Source organism: Streptomyces sp. NPDC002054, assembly GCF_040296685.1.
Lineage (GTDB): Bacteria > Actinomycetota > Actinomycetes > Streptomycetales > Streptomycetaceae > Streptomyces.
In genome coordinates, this window is record NZ_JBEOXT010000002.1 from 142,388 (window position 1) to 158,132 (window position 15,745).

The 15,745-nt window shown below is 72.1% G+C and carries 14 protein-coding genes; 10 read left to right on the top strand and 4 right to left on the bottom strand.

The window, feature by feature from the left end:
• The first annotated feature begins 199 nt into the window (after positions 1-199).
• Together ABT123_RS02305 and ABT123_RS02310 are read left to right on the top strand one after the other, a co-directional pair.
• Positions 200-1,645, top strand: a complete 1,446-nt coding sequence (locus tag ABT123_RS02305; RefSeq protein ID WP_351308507.1) for a lipase family protein — start codon at positions 200-202, stop codon at positions 1,643-1,645.
• Positions 1,646-1,664: 19 nt separating this feature from the next.
• A complete protein-coding gene (locus ABT123_RS02310; protein WP_351308509.1) occupies positions 1,665-3,011 on the top strand; it encodes a cytochrome P450 family protein in 1,347 nt (448 codons plus the stop codon).
• A 107-nt stretch (positions 3,012-3,118) separates the two neighbouring features.
• On the opposite strand, the gene ABT123_RS02315 is transcribed toward ABT123_RS02310, so the two are convergent.
• Positions 3,119-3,901 (bottom strand): lysophospholipid acyltransferase family protein, encoded by a 783-nt coding sequence (locus tag ABT123_RS02315; protein WP_351308512.1) that lies wholly within the window; start codon positions 3,899-3,901, stop codon positions 3,119-3,121.
• 195 nt (positions 3,902-4,096) lie between these two features.
• On the opposite strand from ABT123_RS02315, the gene ABT123_RS02320 reads away from it, so the two are divergent.
• The 5 genes from ABT123_RS02320 to ABT123_RS02340 all read left to right on the top strand — a co-directional run bounded on the left by ABT123_RS02320 (position 4,097) and on the right by ABT123_RS02340 (position 9,648).
• Positions 4,097-4,660, top strand: coding sequence for a GNAT family N-acetyltransferase (locus tag ABT123_RS02320; protein WP_351308515.1), 564 nt, complete (start codon positions 4,097-4,099; stop codon positions 4,658-4,660).
• A 155-nt stretch (positions 4,661-4,815) separates the two neighbouring features.
• On the top strand, positions 4,816-6,309 hold the full coding sequence (locus tag ABT123_RS02325; RefSeq protein WP_351308518.1) for a type III PLP-dependent enzyme domain-containing protein: 1,494 nt from the start codon (positions 4,816-4,818) through the stop codon (positions 6,307-6,309).
• Positions 6,306-7,625, top strand: a complete 1,320-nt coding sequence (locus ABT123_RS02330; RefSeq protein WP_351308521.1) for a pyridoxal-phosphate dependent enzyme — start codon at positions 6,306-6,308, stop codon at positions 7,623-7,625. Before ABT123_RS02325 ends, ABT123_RS02330 begins: the two co-directional genes overlap by 4 nt.
• A 1-nt stretch (position 7,626) precedes the next feature.
• Positions 7,627-8,844 (top strand): aminotransferase class V-fold PLP-dependent enzyme, encoded by a 1,218-nt coding sequence (locus tag ABT123_RS02335; protein WP_351309013.1) that lies wholly within the window; start codon positions 7,627-7,629, stop codon positions 8,842-8,844.
• Between the two features lie 48 nt (positions 8,845-8,892).
• Positions 8,893-9,648: a class I SAM-dependent methyltransferase gene (locus ABT123_RS02340; protein ID WP_351308524.1), complete on the top strand. Its 756-nt coding sequence runs from the start codon at positions 8,893-8,895 to the stop codon at positions 9,646-9,648.
• Between the two features lie 21 nt (positions 9,649-9,669).
• Here ABT123_RS02340 and ABT123_RS02345 read toward each other — a convergent pair whose 3' ends face one another.
• Positions 9,670-10,137, bottom strand: a complete 468-nt coding sequence (locus ABT123_RS02345; protein WP_351308527.1) for an Lrp/AsnC family transcriptional regulator — start codon at positions 10,135-10,137, stop codon at positions 9,670-9,672.
• A gap of 151 nt (positions 10,138-10,288) precedes the next feature.
• Between ABT123_RS02345 and ABT123_RS02350 the strand changes: the two genes are divergently transcribed.
• A complete protein-coding gene (locus ABT123_RS02350) occupies positions 10,289-11,266 on the top strand; it encodes an EamA family transporter (RefSeq protein WP_351308529.1) in 978 nt (325 codons plus the stop codon).
• On the top strand, positions 11,259-12,458 hold the full coding sequence (locus ABT123_RS02355) for an amino acid aminotransferase (RefSeq protein WP_351308532.1): 1,200 nt from the start codon (positions 11,259-11,261) through the stop codon (positions 12,456-12,458). Before ABT123_RS02350 ends, ABT123_RS02355 begins: the two co-directional genes overlap by 8 nt.
• Positions 12,459-12,535: 77 nt before the next feature.
• Here the strand turns inward: ABT123_RS02355 and ABT123_RS02360 are convergent, their stop codons facing one another.
• Both ABT123_RS02360 and ABT123_RS02365 read right to left on the bottom strand, forming a co-directional pair.
• The gene (locus tag ABT123_RS02360; protein WP_351308535.1) at positions 12,536-13,195 is read right to left on the bottom strand and encodes a disulfide bond formation protein B; all 660 of its coding nucleotides are present in this window, start codon (positions 13,193-13,195) and stop codon (positions 12,536-12,538) included.
• Between the two features lie 49 nt (positions 13,196-13,244).
• Positions 13,245-13,406, bottom strand: a complete 162-nt coding sequence (locus ABT123_RS02365) for a hypothetical protein (protein ID WP_351308538.1) — start codon at positions 13,404-13,406, stop codon at positions 13,245-13,247.
• Positions 13,407-13,739: 333 nt separating this feature from the next.
• On the opposite strand from ABT123_RS02365, the gene ABT123_RS02370 reads away from it, so the two are divergent.
• Positions 13,740-15,734 carry a galactose-binding domain-containing protein gene (locus ABT123_RS02370; protein ID WP_502970843.1) on the top strand — a complete coding sequence of 665 codons (1,995 nt, stop codon included), beginning with the start codon at positions 13,740-13,742 and terminating at the stop codon, positions 15,732-15,734.
• The last annotated feature ends 11 nt before the right edge of the window (positions 15,735-15,745 follow it).

Genomic DNA, 15,745 nt, shown 5'->3' on the forward strand with positions numbered 1-15,745 from the left:
CCGGGGCGAGGGGAGTCCAGGGTGCGTCAATCCGGTGGCACCGCCGTCATCCCCCTGATCGGGCCGGATCTCGCCGTGCGGTACGGGGGTTCACATGCGGGGACGGGGTCGGGGCGGCGTCCTGTGGATCACGTGCGGTGCCACCATGCCTGCGCACCAGCCGTTGCACAGGACGAGAGGTCGGACAGTGACACCACAGATGGTCGACACAGTCGACACAACGGATCGGCGTCTCCCCGAGCGGCGGCAGCCGGAGGGTGCCGCCGACGGCCCTGCCCCGTCCGGGCCGGGCGCGGCCCGGGGCACCGATCCCGAACTCCTCATCGCCGCCTCGGTGCTGCTGGCGGACGCTGCCCTCACGGCGAAGCAGGCGGGTGCGGAACTGACCGGCGCTCTGAGCAGCCGGTGGTTCGGGCTGGAGGCGTTGCGGCGCCCCGGCTGGGCGCTCGGCACGGCGGTGTCCTGCGTACGGGCGCTGACCAACCCCGCGGGACTCGGGTTCGGGGCGAACGGCGGGATCATCGGCGAACTGGCCCGGATGGCAGGGAACCTGACCCACCGCCGGCCGGCCAAGGTGGCCATGGCCGTGGACGCCTTCGCCCTGCGGATCAGGGCGGCGGCGGCCGAGCACCCGAACCTGGACACTCCGGCGGCCCGGCGCCTGACGGAGGCGATGGTGGCCGGGGACCGGACGGAGGCCCTGCGGGCGCTGTTCGCGCTGGTCGAGCGGCTGGGGGTGCCCCGGGCCCTGACCACCCTGAGCCCCGTGATCATGGAGCTGCTGGCGCTGGCGGGGCTGCTCGACGAGAACCCGGTCAACGACGAATTCTCCTGGGTGACGCTGGCCGGCGGGGTCCCGACCACGGATCCGTTCCTCGGCCTGCCGAGTTCGCTGCTCGGCATCCTCAACCCCGGGCCGGGACGGGCCGAGCGGACCGAGCCGGACTCCATCCTGGCGAAGGTCCTGGCGACCTCCGGCAACGACCTCGTCAGCTACGTCAACGACATCGGGGCCCTGGGCAACCACGGCCTGGTGCTGCTGCGCCGGATCGAGTGCACCGACGGCGCGGTGCGGTACGTACTCCTGCTGCCGGGGACCAGCTTCGGGCTGCTGAGCAACAGCACCCCGCAGGACCTGGTGGGCGCCTTCGACGGAATGCTGCGCACGGACACCACGTACACCCGGGCCGCGAAGAAGCTGCTGCAGCGGGCCGGGGTGCCGGAGGGCGCGGAGGTCATGTTTGTCGGGCACAGCCTGGGCGGGCTGACCGCGATGAACCTGGCGGCGGACCTGGACGTGGCCTCGGTGTACCGGGTCACCCATGTGATCACGCTGGGCTCCCCGATCGTCGGCAAGCGGCCCGCCGACCACACCACCCAGGTGATCAGTCTGATCAACAAGCACGATGTGATCCCGACCCTCAACGGCCGCGGACCGGCCTCGCCGAACGACATCCCCGCCAGCTGGATCGAACTGAACTGGCTGGACGAGACGTACGACTACCCGCTGTCGCACACCCCGCAGGCGTACGCCGGCTCGCTGCGCGGGGAGCTGTCGCACTACCGGGACCAGGTCAACAAGCTCATCACGGCCTACGACGGCAAGGTCGTCGGCAACCAGCCGTACATGCTGCGCGACAAGTGACCACAAGGGAGACCGACCGATGACCACTGTCGACAACGAGGCCACGACCACGGCGGCGGTGCGGCTGCCCGCGACGGCCTGGCCCCTGGAGAACGCCGTGTTCAGCGCGGCGATGGTCGCGCAACGCCTGCCGTGGGTGGGGGCGCTGACCGGGGACGGGGTGACGCGGCTGCTGCGTGCGCACCCGTACCGACGGACCGGGTCCGACCAGCCGGTCCGGGTACGCACGCCGTTCGGCACCTTCCTGACGCCATCTGCCGGGGCCGGTGACGCGGAGGACCTGCTGGTCCGGGCGGAGGAGGCGGGCGCGCTGGGGCCGGCGTCCGGCCTGACGGCCGGCGGGCGGCGGTACGGGCTGTCGCCGCACGCGACGGCGGCCCGGGAGCCGGCGGTATCGGCCGCGGAGCTGGCGGTACCGGTGGCGGAGGAGGTGGACGGGGTGATCGCGGCCCGGCGCGGGGACGGCACGCTGGAGTGGCACGACTGGTACGGCGGCATGCTGCGGCTGAGCCGGCGCGTGGTGCTGGGCCCGGCGGCAGCCGAGGACACCCTGTTCAGCGAGGTACTCACGGCAACGACAACCGCAACGGGCACCCGAACCCACGAATCCCGAACCGCAGCCCTACGCCGCCGCCTGGCGCTGTACCCGGCGGGCCAGGACGGGGGCTCGGAGGATGGGCTCCCGGGGGTCGCCCACCTGCTTGCCCTGGTGTCCGAGGCCGCCGCAGGCACCTCGCTCCAGGCTCTGGCCCTGCTCGCCGTGGGGGCCGCGGCCACCCCGGAGGAGGCCGTGGCCGAGGCGCTCCGCCGGTTCCCCCCGGTGGCCGCCGCCGTGTACCCCGTACGGGCCTCGTTCACCTGGCGGGACCTTGCCGTCGAGTCCGGGACGGAGATCCTGTTCGCCCCCGGCCTGCTGCGGGATCCGGAGGGCCCGGACCACGCGGACGCCGCCGCCGGGCCGTCCGGCCTGTGCGAGGCCCGGTCCCGCTGCGCGGCCACCCGGTTCGCGGCGCGGGTCGCCGAGGAGATCGTGCGCGCGGTCGCGGCGGCGGCCCGCCCGGTGGTGGTCTCCCCGCAGCTCGGCGCGGACCGGCTGCCGTCCGTACTCGACCCGCGGACGCTGCTCGTGGCCCTCCTCCCCCTCGAGGACCGCCCCGGCCTGCAGGCCTCGTACGGATCGCCGGCCCAGGCCGGCGCGGCCCGGCTGGACCGGCACGCGGAGCGCCTCGCGGCCTGCGCCGGCCACAATGGCTGGAACGCGGACGAGTCGGGCGAGCGGTTCCGGATGGTCCTGCTGGGCCACGCCGAACGGTGCGCCCAGGCCGCCGCCGACGTACGGCGTGCCGCGCAGCGGCTGGCGGACTGAGGCCACCGGGCCCCCGCCGGGCCCCGGCCTGGCCGCGGTCCTGGCGGGGCTCGGCGCCTACCCGGCCCCGGCGCGGTGCAGGGTGGGGCCCAGGTCCAGACGGGGGTCTAGCCGAACACGGGTTCCACCAGGGGCCGTTCCCGGTCCACCATGGCCTGCACCGTGGCCTGCACCTCGTCACAGAGTGCGCGCGCCGCCGCCTTGCGAGCGGCGAAGGACTCCGGGACCTCGGGAGCGGGGATCGGCTCGCCGACCGTGATGCGCCACTTCGCGGGCAGCGGGAAGAGCGGGGTGAGGGGGAAGTAAGGGAGGTCGAAGAAGCGGGCCAGGGCCGGGACTTCACCGATCTTGGGGCACGCCTCCTCGGCGCCGATGACGGACACCGGCACGACGGGTGCGCCCGAGCGGAGCGCGGTGAGCGCGAATCCGGGGCTGAAGGGCCGGAGCCGGTAGCGTTCCCGGAACGGCTTTTCCAGGCCGGCGATTCCTTCGGGAAACACTCCGACGAGCTCCCCGGCGTTCAGGTGTTCCAATCCCAGCATGGGGTTGACGGGAAATCCGCCGGCCTTGCGGGCATACGAGCCGATGACCGGAACCCGGAATGTCAGGGGCGCCGCGGGCACGAACATGGGCCGGCGGACGCTGCGCGTCAGGACCTTGTGGAGGATGAACGCGTCGAGCCCCCAGGCCCCGGAGTGATTGGCCACGATAACGGCGGGGCCTTCGGCGGGAATGTTCTCCAACCCCAGCGCGTCCAGCCGGAAGTAGTCGTCGACCAGCCATTCCAGCAGCCGGTCCCAGGCGGTCTCGCCGGCCAGGCCGAGCAGCCGGGTCAGCTGCTTGAGCTCGGCTCCGGCCATATCAATCATTTCGTCAACGCTTTCAGGCACGAATGATCCTCGCTCATATGTTTCGAATCATCAAGAAGGCGCTCGGCGACAGGTTTTGAGTATCCACTGTCGTGATGCCGATGTGGGCATTCAGTGCCCGCGCCACCGTACCCGAAAATGGCCGTGACATATTCCGCGTAGGAATCCATCCTCGGCAGGAAGCCAGGGTGCGCGGGGTCTGGCAGGGTGGGCGGTATGACCGCAGCGGGTTCCGGCTCCGAATCGCTCACGTTCCGGCAGATCACCCGGCCCGACGGGATGACCCCGGAGATTCGGGAGCAGCTGATCGACTGCTGGACGGCCGTCGTCAACACGGGCGGTGCGGTGATCGCCGCCGATCTGCCGATGCCGCCCGTCGGCGCGGCGGACGTCTCGCCGGTGGTGGACCGGCTGGCCGCCGCGCTGGATCCGGACCGCAGCAGGCTGCTGCTCGCCACCGTCGGCGGCAGGCTCGCCGGCTGGCTGCTCGTCCGGCGGGATCCGCACCCCCTGATCGCGCACTGCGGGGTGGTCCACCACGTCCAGACCCATCCGCGGTTCCGCCGCCAGGGCATCGGCGCCGCCCTCATGGAACGCGTACGGCTGCTCGCCCGCGAGGAGATGGGGCTGGAACGGCTCCAGCTCAGCGCACGGGCGGGACTCGGGCTGGAGGAGTTCTATCTGAGGCTGGGGTGGACGGAAGTGGGCCGTTGGCCGGGTGCGCTGCGGGTGGCTCCGGGCGACGACCGTGACGACATCCTCATGAGCATCGGCCTCTGAACCGGCCTGATCCGGCCTGATCCGGCCGATACCGGTCCTGGGAGGGGTACAGACCCTGGAGCCGGGGAACACCGGGCCCGATGATGGGCCGAGCCGTACGAACCGCCGCCGGGGCCGGTCCGGTTCGCCAGCCTCGCCGGGGAGGAACAGCCGGGATGAGCGACGCGCCTCTGTACCTGGAACCGAAGCTCGGCCCGGACCTGGCGTCGCTGCTGGGCTCGGGCCCGTTCCTGCACATGCTGGCGGATGCGCTCGGGTCGCCGCTCAATGTGGTGCTGCCGGAGCGGATCGCCCGCAATCTGGCGGAGTTCGAGGCCGTCTTCCGTCGCCACCGGCTCCCGGGTCGGGTCTTCTTCGCACACAAGACGAACCGCTCCAGTGCCCTGGTCCGCCGGCTGGCCGCCACCGGGGCCGGGCTCGACGCCGCCTCCCTGCGCGAGCTGCAGCACGCCCTCGGGTCCGGGTTCACCCCGGACCGGATGCTGGCGACCGGCCCCAAGGACCCGGAGTTCCTGTGGCTGGCCGCCCGGTCCGGGGCGGTCGTCAATGCCGACGGCCCGGCCGAGCTGGCCGAGGCCGCCCACCTGGTGCGCCGGTACGGGCTCCCCAAGCTCCGCATCCTGCTGCGGCTGTCCGAGTTCGAGACTTCCGGGGCGAGGATGCTCTCCCGCCGGAGCCGCTTCGGTACCTCCGTGAAGGCCCTCGGCCGGCTCCTCGACCTGCTCGAGGACCACCGGGACGCGCTGGAGCCGATCGGGGTCGGCTACCACCTCGACACCACCGGACTCGACGAGAAGGCGACCGCGCTGGAAGGCTGCCTGCGGGCCATGGAGGACCTGCGGTTACGGGATTTCCGGCCGCGCGCCGTCGACGTCGGCGGCGGCTTCGGGGTGGGCTACCTGGCGGACGGCACGCAGTGGGACCGGTACACCACCGCTCTCACGGACGCCGTGATGGGCCGGCGCTCCCCCCTCACCTGGGGCGGGCACGGCTACGGCCTGCGGGTGGAGAACGGCACCCTCAAGGGGGCGCTCGCCCTCTACCCCGCGTTCCGGCCGGTCGCCGGGCCGGCCTACCTCGACGAACTGCTGTCCCGCCCGGCGCCCGGGCTGGGCCGCCCGCTGGGCACCCTGCTGCTGGACAGCCTGTGCGATCTGTACGCCGAGCCCGGCCGGGCCCTGGTGGACCAGTGCGGGCTGACCCTCGGCAGGGTGCTGGAGGTGCGGCGCGAGACCGACGGCGGCGGGTGGCTGGTGCGGCTGGCGATGAACGCCGGGGACGTCGGCCTGGAGGAACACGGCGTGCTCATGGACCCGGTGCTGCTGCGTCGTCCCGGGGGCGCGCCGGCGGAGGACAGCGGGGGTCCGGCGGACGGCGGGGGTCCGGTGGGCGTGCACCTGCTCGGCAACCTGTGCCTGGAATCGGACCTGATCACCCGCCGGACGGTGTTCCTGCCCGGTCTGCCGCGCCCGGGCGATCTCCTCGCCTTCCCCAACACGGCCGGGTACTGCATGGACTTCACCGCCACCCGGGCCCAACAGCAGCCCGTGGCCCGGAAGGTCGCCGTACGGGAGGGAGGTGGCACCTGGCACTGGCGCCTCGACGAAGAGTACTGGCCGGTCACGGACACGGGGGGACAGGACGCATGAGGTACGACAGCATCACCGAGGCCATCGGCAACACCCCGCTGGTGCGCATCGACCCGGAGGTACACGGCCTGCGCCACATCGACCTGTACGCCAAGCTGGAGATGCTCAACCCCTTCGGCTCGCTCAAGGACCGGGCGGCCTGGAACATGGCCCGCGACCGGCTGCCCGAGGCCGCCGCCCGCGGCGCCACGGTCGTGGAGCTGTCCAGCGGCAACACCGCCAAGGCCCTGGCCCTCATCGCCGGCCTGCACGGGCTGCCGTTCAAGAGCGTCACCAACCGGATGCGCATCCCGGAGATCAAGGACCTGCTCCTGCTGCTGGGCGCGGAGATCGAGGAGCTGCCCGGGCAGAGCGAATGCCTGGACCCGACCGACACCTCGGACCCGCTGACCCTCTTCCACCAGCGGCTGAACCAGCCGGGCAGTACCCACCTGCACACCGATCAGTACTTCAACCCGCTGAACGCCGAGGCCCACGCCCGGGGCACCGGCCCGGAGATCATCGACGATCTGGACGGCCGCGCCCCGGACTGGTTCATCGCCTGTGTGGGCACCGCCGGCTCGTCCACCGGGGTGGCCTCGGCGCTGCGCGCCCACGACCCGGCCGTGCGGGTAATCGGTCTCGTCGGGGAGAAGTCGGAGTTCATCCCCGGCATCCGCACCGCCGAGGAGGTGCAGGAGGTCGGGCTGTTCGACCCGGCGACGTACGACGTGATCGAACCGGTGAGCGCGGACGAGGCCGTCGACGGCATGCTGACCCTGATGCGCCGGTGCGCGCTGCTCTCCGGCCCGACCGGTGGGGCCGCCTACTCCGGGGCCGTCCGCCATCTGAAGCCCCTGGACGCCGCGTTGACCGAGCGCCGGACCGCCGTGTTCATCGTGTGCGACCGGGCGGAGAGCTATCTGGGCTATGTGGGCCGCCGCCGGCCGGAGCTGCTGGGCCGCCCGCCGGTGCGGAACTCGGTGGCCACGCTGACACGTACGGAGCTCGACGGCGCACCCATCATCGACGTCGGGGAGGCGCAGAAGTGGATCGAGACGGGGCAGCCGCTGGTGGTCGACCTGCGCGGCCCGTTCGCCTTCGCCGCGCTGCACATCGACGGCTCGGTCAACATCGTCGACGAGCTGTTCGAGGAACTGCTCCGGGGCGGGCTGCCGTTCAGCCGGACCCGGCCGGTGCTGCTGGCCTGCCCGGTCGGTGAGAAGTCCGCCCGGTACGCGGCCCTGCTGACCCGGATGGGCCATCCGGACGTACGCAGTCTGGCCGGCGGCATCATCGCCTGGCGGGACGCGGGCGCCCCTCTGGTGCGTGACTGACATGGGCGGATTCGCGGACGAAGCGAACGAAGCGAACGAACTCGAGGCGCTCGCCGACTGGCAGCGGCCGTTGCGCGCACAGTTCCCCCTGGTGGCCGGTAATCCGGGGCCGGCGTACCTGGACAGCGCCGCCACCGCTCAGAAGCCGCAGGCCGTTCTGGACGCCGTGACCACGTACCTGACCACCGGCAATGCCAATGCGGGGCGCGGCTCCTACCCCTGGGCCAACCGGACGACCGCGATGGTGGAGCGGACCCGGGAGCGGGTCAAGGAGTTCCTGGGCGATACGGATCCGGACCGCTCGTCGGTGCACTTCACCAGCGGGGCCTCGGAGGGGCTGCGGACCGTGGCGCGGGACTGGCTGCCCGAGCTGCTCGGCGACGGGGACGAGATTTTCGTGCCGTTCGGCGACCACCAGGCGAATCTGGCGCCCTGGCTGGAGGTGCAGGAGCTGCTGGCCCGTCAGGGGGTGCGGATCGCGGTCCGGGAGCTGCCGTGCCAGGAGGGCTCGGGCGACTACGACGTACGGGCCCTGGCCCGGGCCGTGGGGCCGCGCACCCGTTTCCTGGCCGCCACGCACGTGCACCACGTCTACGGCGCCGACATGAACGTGCACCGGCTGCGGGAGGCGGTCGGCCCGGAGGTGGTGATCGCGCTGGACGCCGCGCAGAGCTTCGGTCACCTTCCGGTGTCCGTGGACCGGCTGGACGTGGACTTCCTGGTCTTCTCCGGGCACAAGGCGCTCGCCCTGCCGGGCACCGGGGCGGTCTGGGCCCGCGGTCTGCGGGGTCCGGAGTTCCGGCCCGGCGGCTGGCAGGGCACGCCGAACACGGCCGGGATCGTCTCGCTGGCGGCGGCGCTCGACTGGCTGGACGAGGCGGGCACCGACCGGATCGAGCGCTGGACCACGGCGCTGGCGGCGCGGCTGACCGACGGGCTGAGCCGGCTGGAGGCGTACGAGGTGCTCGGCTGCCGGACCAGTCTGGCGGCGGAGTCCGAGGTGCAGCGCAGGACGAGTCTGGTGGCCTTCCGGCACCGCGGGATCGACGCCGGGGACCTGGGGTTCATCCTGTTCGGCGAGGGATTCATGGTCCGCTCCGACGGACACTGCCAGGCGGGGCGGAGTGTAGGGGACGGCTCGGTGCGGGTCAGTCTCCATGTGTACAACACACCCGAAGAGGTGCAGAAATTGGTCACCGTTCTGGCCGGACTGCAATGATTTTCATGAGCAAGGACAGGTCACGGCGGCGGAGGCGACTCGATCGCTATGGGCATGAGTACGGTGGCGGCGGCGCGCTGGGTAGAGCGCTGGGAGTGCCAGCAGCAGCGGTACGCGGTTGACCGCGAGGAGCGGTTCACCGTCATCGCGGACGTGGTCGAGCACATGACGCTCGGCCGGTCCGCTCCCCTGGTCCTGGATCTGGGCAGCGGTCCCGGATCGCTGGCCGCCCGGCTGGCCGGCCGGCTGCCCGCCGCGGAGGTGGTGGCCGTGGACGCCGACCCGCTGCTGCTGGAGCTGGGCCGGGCCCACCACGGCAGCGCCCTGCGGTACGTGGAGGCGCTGATCGGCGCGCCGGACTGGCTCGACGCGCTCGGCCTGGACCGCCCGGTGGACGCGGCCGTGTCCACCACCGCCCTGCACTACCTGGGCGAGGACACCCTGAAGCGGGTCTACACCGACCTGGCCGGGCGGCTGCGGCCGGGCGGGGTCCTGGTCAACGGCGACCACATCAGCCCGGACTCCGCGACGGTGCGGGAACTCGCCCTCGACATCGGCCGCCGGCAGTCCGAGCGGTGCCTGGCGCTGATCCACGAGGACTGGCAGTCCTGGTGGTCGGGGGCGGCGGCCGACCCGGAGCTCGCCCCGTTCCTCGCCCGCCGGGGCGAGCGCCGCCACCCGCCCTGCGAGGGCAACGACCTGCCGCTGTCCGGTCATATCGGGCTGCTGCGGGAGGCCGGGTTCGCGGAGGTGGGGACGGTCTGGCAGTTCGGCAACAGCCATGTGCTGGTGGCCGTGCGCTGATCCCCAGGCCAGGCGGCCGGATCACGGTCCGGGGGCGGGGCGGGGGTAGGTGCGGGACTGCTTGACGCTGCCGTAGGCGAAGCTCGATTCGATCGAGGCGATCCCCGGGATGGCGTGGATCTTGTGGCGGACCAGGGACTCGTACGCCTGGAGGCTCTCGATGACCACGCGGAGCAGGTAGTCGCTGCTGCCCGCCATCAGGTAGCAGTCCTGGATGTGCTCGATGACCGCGACGTGCTCCTCGAAGACCCGGACCGCCTCCGCTGTGTGGCGCTCCAGGCGTATCCGGACGAACACGGTGATCGGAAGCCCGAAGCCGACCTGGTCGACCATGGCGGTGTAGCCGCGGATGAGGCCCGCCTCCTCCAGCCGGCGGACCCGGCGCAGACAGGGGGACGGGGACAACCGGACGCGGTCGGCGAGGTCCTGGTTGGACAGCCGGCCGTCCGCCTGCAGCTCGCGGATGATCTGCAGATCGACGGCGTCCATCGGGCCTCCAGGGCTTGTCTTCGGCAGTTCTTGGCAGATCCTGCCCCAAACGTATGTCCGAGCGGCAGAACTGGCAATCGGCTGCCCCGGCCGAAGCCCTAGCGTTGCCCGGGTACGGATGAACCGGGTCTCAGAAGCTGGAGCAACCTCCTTGGTCGCGACGCACACCACGGGGGTGGCACCGCCCCGCTCCGCAGCACCCCCAGCCTGGGGCCGGCTCTCGCCGCAGGCACAGGGCATGATCGCGCTGCTGGTGACCGTGACAATCTGGGCCGCCTTCGCGCTCAGCGCCCGCGCCCTGAGCAGCTCCTCCCTGCTGCCGGCCGATGCCGCCCTGCTGCGCTTCGGCGTTCCCCTGGTGGTGCTCGCGCCCGCCCTGTGGCGCCGCCGCCGGCGCATCGCCGCGGTGCGGCCGGCCGCCGCCATCAAGATCATTTGCGGTGCGGGCGTGCCGTTCTTCCTGGCGGCGATGTACGGGGGGTCCCTGACCTCCGCGGCCTTTGTGGGGTCGATCGTGCCGGGGATGGTCCCGCTGTTCGTCTCCGCGCTGATGGTCGTACGCGGCCACAGCCTGCCCCGGGGCACCCAGGCGGCCGGGCTCGCGCTGATCGCGGCCGGGGTGCTGGCCCTGGTCGGGCGGCACCTCGTACCGCTGGACGCGGGGGTGCCGGCCGGCGTCGGCCTGCTCCTGGTCGCCAGCGGGCTGTGGGCCCTGTACACGGTGGGGCTGAAGGAGGTGGACCTCGATCCGGTCGGGTCGATCGGGCTGCTGTGCCTGCCCTCCTTCGCGGTGATTGCGCTGCTCGCCGCGACCGGGGTGCTGCCGACCGGCATGGCCGATGCGGCGGGCGCCGACATCGCGCTGTTCCTGGTGGTGCAGGGGCTCGGGGTCGGGCTGTGCGCCGGTCTGCTGTACGCCTTCGCCATCCGCCGGCTCGGCGCCCAGCGCGCGTCCGTGGTCGGCAGCCTCAGCCCGGTCGTCGTGGTCCTGCTCGCCATCCCCCTGCTCGACGAATCGCCCACCCTCGCCGTTCTCCTCGGCGTACCCCTGATCACCGCGGGTGTCGTCCTCGCCAACCGCGCCCCCCGCACCGCCCGCCCGCGACCCGAGGTCCCCGCCGATGCTTGAGCTCCTTCCGCCGCCGCCCGCCGACCCGTTGTGGGACCTGACCTACGAGTTCGGCACCGATGAGCGGCCCGAACGCCTGAACCTGGTGCTCGGCGTCTACCGGGACCGGACCGGGACCACCCCCGTCATGGCCGCCGTACGCGAGGCCGAGATACGGCTGGCCGAGCGGTCCGCCTCCAAGGAGTACCGCGGGCTGTCCGGCAATGCCGCCTTCAACCGGGCCATGCTGGCGACGGTGCTGGGGGCCGGCGGCACCGCCGAGCGGGCCGCGGCCGTCCAGACGGTGGCGGGCACCGGCGCGCTGCGGCTCCTGGCCGATCTGATCTGCCGGACCCGCCCGGGCACCACGGTGTGGATCAGCGATCCGGCGTACGTCAACCACCGGCCCATCCTGGAGGCCGCCGGGCTGACCGTCCGTACCTACCGCTGGCGCGACGCCGAGGGCGGCTTCGACGCGGCGGGCATGCTGGGGGACCTCGCCGGCGCCGGCCGCGACGATGTGGTCCTGCTCCAGGGCTGCTGCCACAACCCCACCGGGGTCGACCCCTCGGCACAGGACTGGGAGGCGGTGGCCGAGCTGGCCGTCCGGAACGGCTGGGTGCCGTTCGTCGACCTCGCCTACCACGGGCTCGGAGACGGGCTGGAGGCCGACCTGTGGGCCACCCGGATGCTGGCGGAGCGGGTGGCCGAGATGTTCATCGCGGTCAGCTGCTCGAAGAACTTCGGCCTGTACAGCGACCGCACCGGCTGCGCCATCGTGCTCGGCTCCTCCCGCCGGACCGTGACCCACGCCGAGACGGCCCTGCAGAACGCCGCCCGCACCCAGTACTCGATGCCGCCGGAGCACGGGGCGGCGGTGGTGACAACGATCCTGGAGGACGACGGGCTGCGGGCCGCCTGGCGGGCGGAACTGGACGAGATGCGGGCCCGGATCACGGCCAACCGGACGGAGCTCGCCGCCCGGCTGACCGCCCTGGGCCGGGGCGAGCAGGCACAGACCCTCGCCCGGCAGAAGGGGATGTTCTCGATGCTGCCGCTCCGGGTGGACCAGATGCTCCTGCTGCGCAGGCAGTTCGCCATCTACGGCACCACCGCGGGCCGGATCAACATCGCGGGCATCCCGGCCGACCGGATCCCCTGCCTGGCGGAGGGCATCGCGGCCGTCCTGGACACGGCCGACACCCGGCGCTGACCGGGCCCGTACGCGACGAAGGCGCCCGACCGGGTCCGTGCCCGGTCGGGCGCCTTTCTGTGTAGCGGGGCCGCGGTTCAGAGGCCGAGGTCGGTGAGCAGCCGGTAGCCGGTGGGGTCGCCGGGCATCTGCCAGTGGACGCCCTGGAGCAGGAAGCAGGCGATCAGGTTGCTGGCGGCGAAGACGAACAGCACGGCCAGGGTGATACCGGCGGCCCTGCGGAGGGCGGGCGAGGCGGTCCCGGCGTCCAGGGGCTGGGCGCGGTCGGTCAGGAAGAGGGCGATGCCGGCGGCCACGGCGGCGGCGAGGAAGGCGATCAGGGCCCAGGTGTACAGGTGCAGGCCGAACAGGGCACCGGCGTAGCCGGGGTCCGGGGGCACGATGTGCATCAGGACCTGGGCGGCCGAGACGGTGCTGCCGGCGAGCGCGGCCACCACGGCCCAGCCCCAGCCGGAGGCCCAGGCGCCGGCGGTCACCGCGCCCTTGCGGGAGCGGGCGATGATCCAGGCCGGGCCCAGCGCGCTGAGCAGGAAGAACATCCGCTGGAGCAGGCACATGGGGCAGGGGTACTCCCCCAGGCCGAACTGGAAGAAGTAGGCGCCGGCGAGGGTTCCGCACAGGCCGATCACATAGGCGTGGGCGAACCAGAGGCCGAGGCGGTGCGAGATCGAGCCGGGGCGGCTGCCGCCGTCGGCAGTGCTGGTGGCTGCGGTGGCGGTGGTCAGGGTGGTGGTCATGAGAGGTCTCCTCCTCGTGAACGCTCGTGAACGCTCGTGAACGCAGGGCTCAGAGGGCGATGTGGAAGGTGTGGTCGAAGACGTGGGGGAGGAACGCGGCCACGGTGACGATCAGGGTCCCGGTCCACAGGAGCATCCGGACCCGGTCCGACCGGTCGCGGAGCACCGCCACGACACAACCGAAGATGAGGAGGAAGAGGAGGGTGTACATGGTGTCCCTGCTTCATCGGAGGGGGCTTGTACCTTCACCCTCCGCCCGGGGGTTTCCCGCCGGTAGTGGTCATGGACCGATGCACCCATAGGGCCGGCTTATGGCCCGGGTCCGGAAGCGGAACGGAATCCGACGGATCGTCAGGTCAAGCGTCCCGGACTCTTGACTCCGGTTACAACAGCCGGGATTCTCGTTCCACTGTTTGCGCGGAGCATGACAACCCACCCCTGGGGGAAGAAGACCATGGCCCGACCCGGACCCAGCAGCAGGCACCGGCACCGCCCACCACGCCGGCCCCTTGCCGTACTGACGCTGCTCCTCGCCACCCTGGCCATGGTGCTCGGGCCCGCGCCCGGCTCGGCCGCCGACGATCCCGGCTGGTGGAACCCCGTCTCCCGGCCCGCCCCCGACTCCGGGATCAATGTCACGGGCGAACCCTTCAAGGGCACCAACGCCCAGGGCGAGGTGCGCGGGTTCGTCGACGCACACAACCACCTGATGTCCAACGAAGCCTTCGGCGGCCGGCTCATCTGCGGCAAGACCTTCTCCGAGCTGGGCGTCGCCGACGCGCTCAAGGACTGTCCCGAGCACTATCCCGACGGCTCGCTCGCCGTCTTCGACTTCATCACCAAGGGCGGCGACGGCCGGCACGACCCGAACGGCTGGCCGACGTTCAAGGACTGGCCGGCCCATGACTCGCTGACCCACCAGCAGAACTACTACGCCTGGGTCGAGCGGGCCTGGCGCGGCGGCCAGCGGGTGCTCGTCAACGACCTCGTCACCAACGGGGTCATCTGCTCGGTCTACTTCTTCAAGGACCGCAGCTGCGACGAGATGACCTCCATCCGCCTCCAGGCACAGAAGACGTACGACATGCAGGCCTACATCGACAAGATGTACGGCGGTCCGGGCAAGGGCTGGTTCCGGATCGTCACCGACAGCGACCAGGCCCGCGATGTCATCGCCCAGGGCAAGCTGGCCGTGGTGCTCGGCGTCGAGACCTCCGAGCCCTTCGGCTGCAAGCAGATCCTGGACGTCGCCCAGTGCAGCAAGGCGGACATCGACCGCGGCCTGGACGAGCTGCACGGGCTCGGCGTGCGCAGCATGTTCCTGTGCCACAAGTTCGACAACGCGCTCTGCGGGGTTCGCTTCGACTCCGGGGCGCTCGGCACGGCGATCAACGTGGGCCAGTTCCTCTCCACCGGGACCTTCTGGAAGACCGAGCAGTGCGCGGGCCCGCAGCAGGACAACCCGATCGGCCTGGCCGCGGCGCCGAACGCGCAGAAGGAGCTGCCGGCCGGAGTGAGCGTGCCCGCATACAACCAGGACGCCCGGTGCAACACCCGCGGGCTCACCGAACTCGGCGAGTACGCGGTGCGCGGGATGATGAAACGCAAGATGATGCTGGAACTGGACCACATGAGCGTGAAGGCCGCCGGCCGGGCCTTCGACATCATGGAGTCGGAGTCCTACCCCGGCGCGATCTCCTCGCACAGCTGGATGGACAACAGCTGGACCGAACGGCTGTACAAGCTCGGCGGGTTCGCCGCCCAGTACATGAACGGGTCCGAGGCGTTCAGCGCGGAGGCCAAGGCCAAGGACGCCCTGCGGGACAAGTACAACGTCGGCTACGGCTACGGCACCGACATGAACGGCGTCGGCGGCTGGCCCGGCCCGCGCGGCGCCGACGCCCCGAACAAGGTCACGTACCCCTTCCGCAGCGCCGACGGCGGCTCGGTCATCGACCGGCAGACCACCGGGCAGCGCAGCTGGGACCTCAACACCGACGGTGCCTCGCACGCCGGACTCGTGCCGGACTGGATCGAGGACATCCGCAAGGTCGGCGGCCAGGGCGTGGTGGACGACCTGTTCCGCGGCGCCGAGTCCTACCTGGACACCTGGGGGGCCTCGGAGAAGCACAAGGCCGGGGTGAACCTCGCCTCGGGCGTCCCGGCCGCCGCCTCCACCACCGAGTGGTGGAACCCGTTCACCACCTACGCGCCGGGCCGGGCCGTGGACGGCAACGGGGGCACCCGCTGGGCGAGCGAGTGGAGCGACGGCCAGTGGTACCAGCTCGACCTCGGGTCCTCGCAGCTGGTCAAGCGGGTCACCCTGGACTGGGAGCAGGCGTACGGGAAGGCGTACCGGATCGAGCTGTCCGACGACGGCTCCACCTGGCGGACCGCCTGGTCCACCACGACCGGTGACGGCGGCCTGGACACCATCCGGTTCGCCGGGACACCCGCCCGCTACCTGCGCGTCCAAGGCGTCCAGCGCGGCACCCAGTGGGGCTACTCGCTGTACGAGGTCGGCGTCTACAGCAGCTGACGGCACCACCG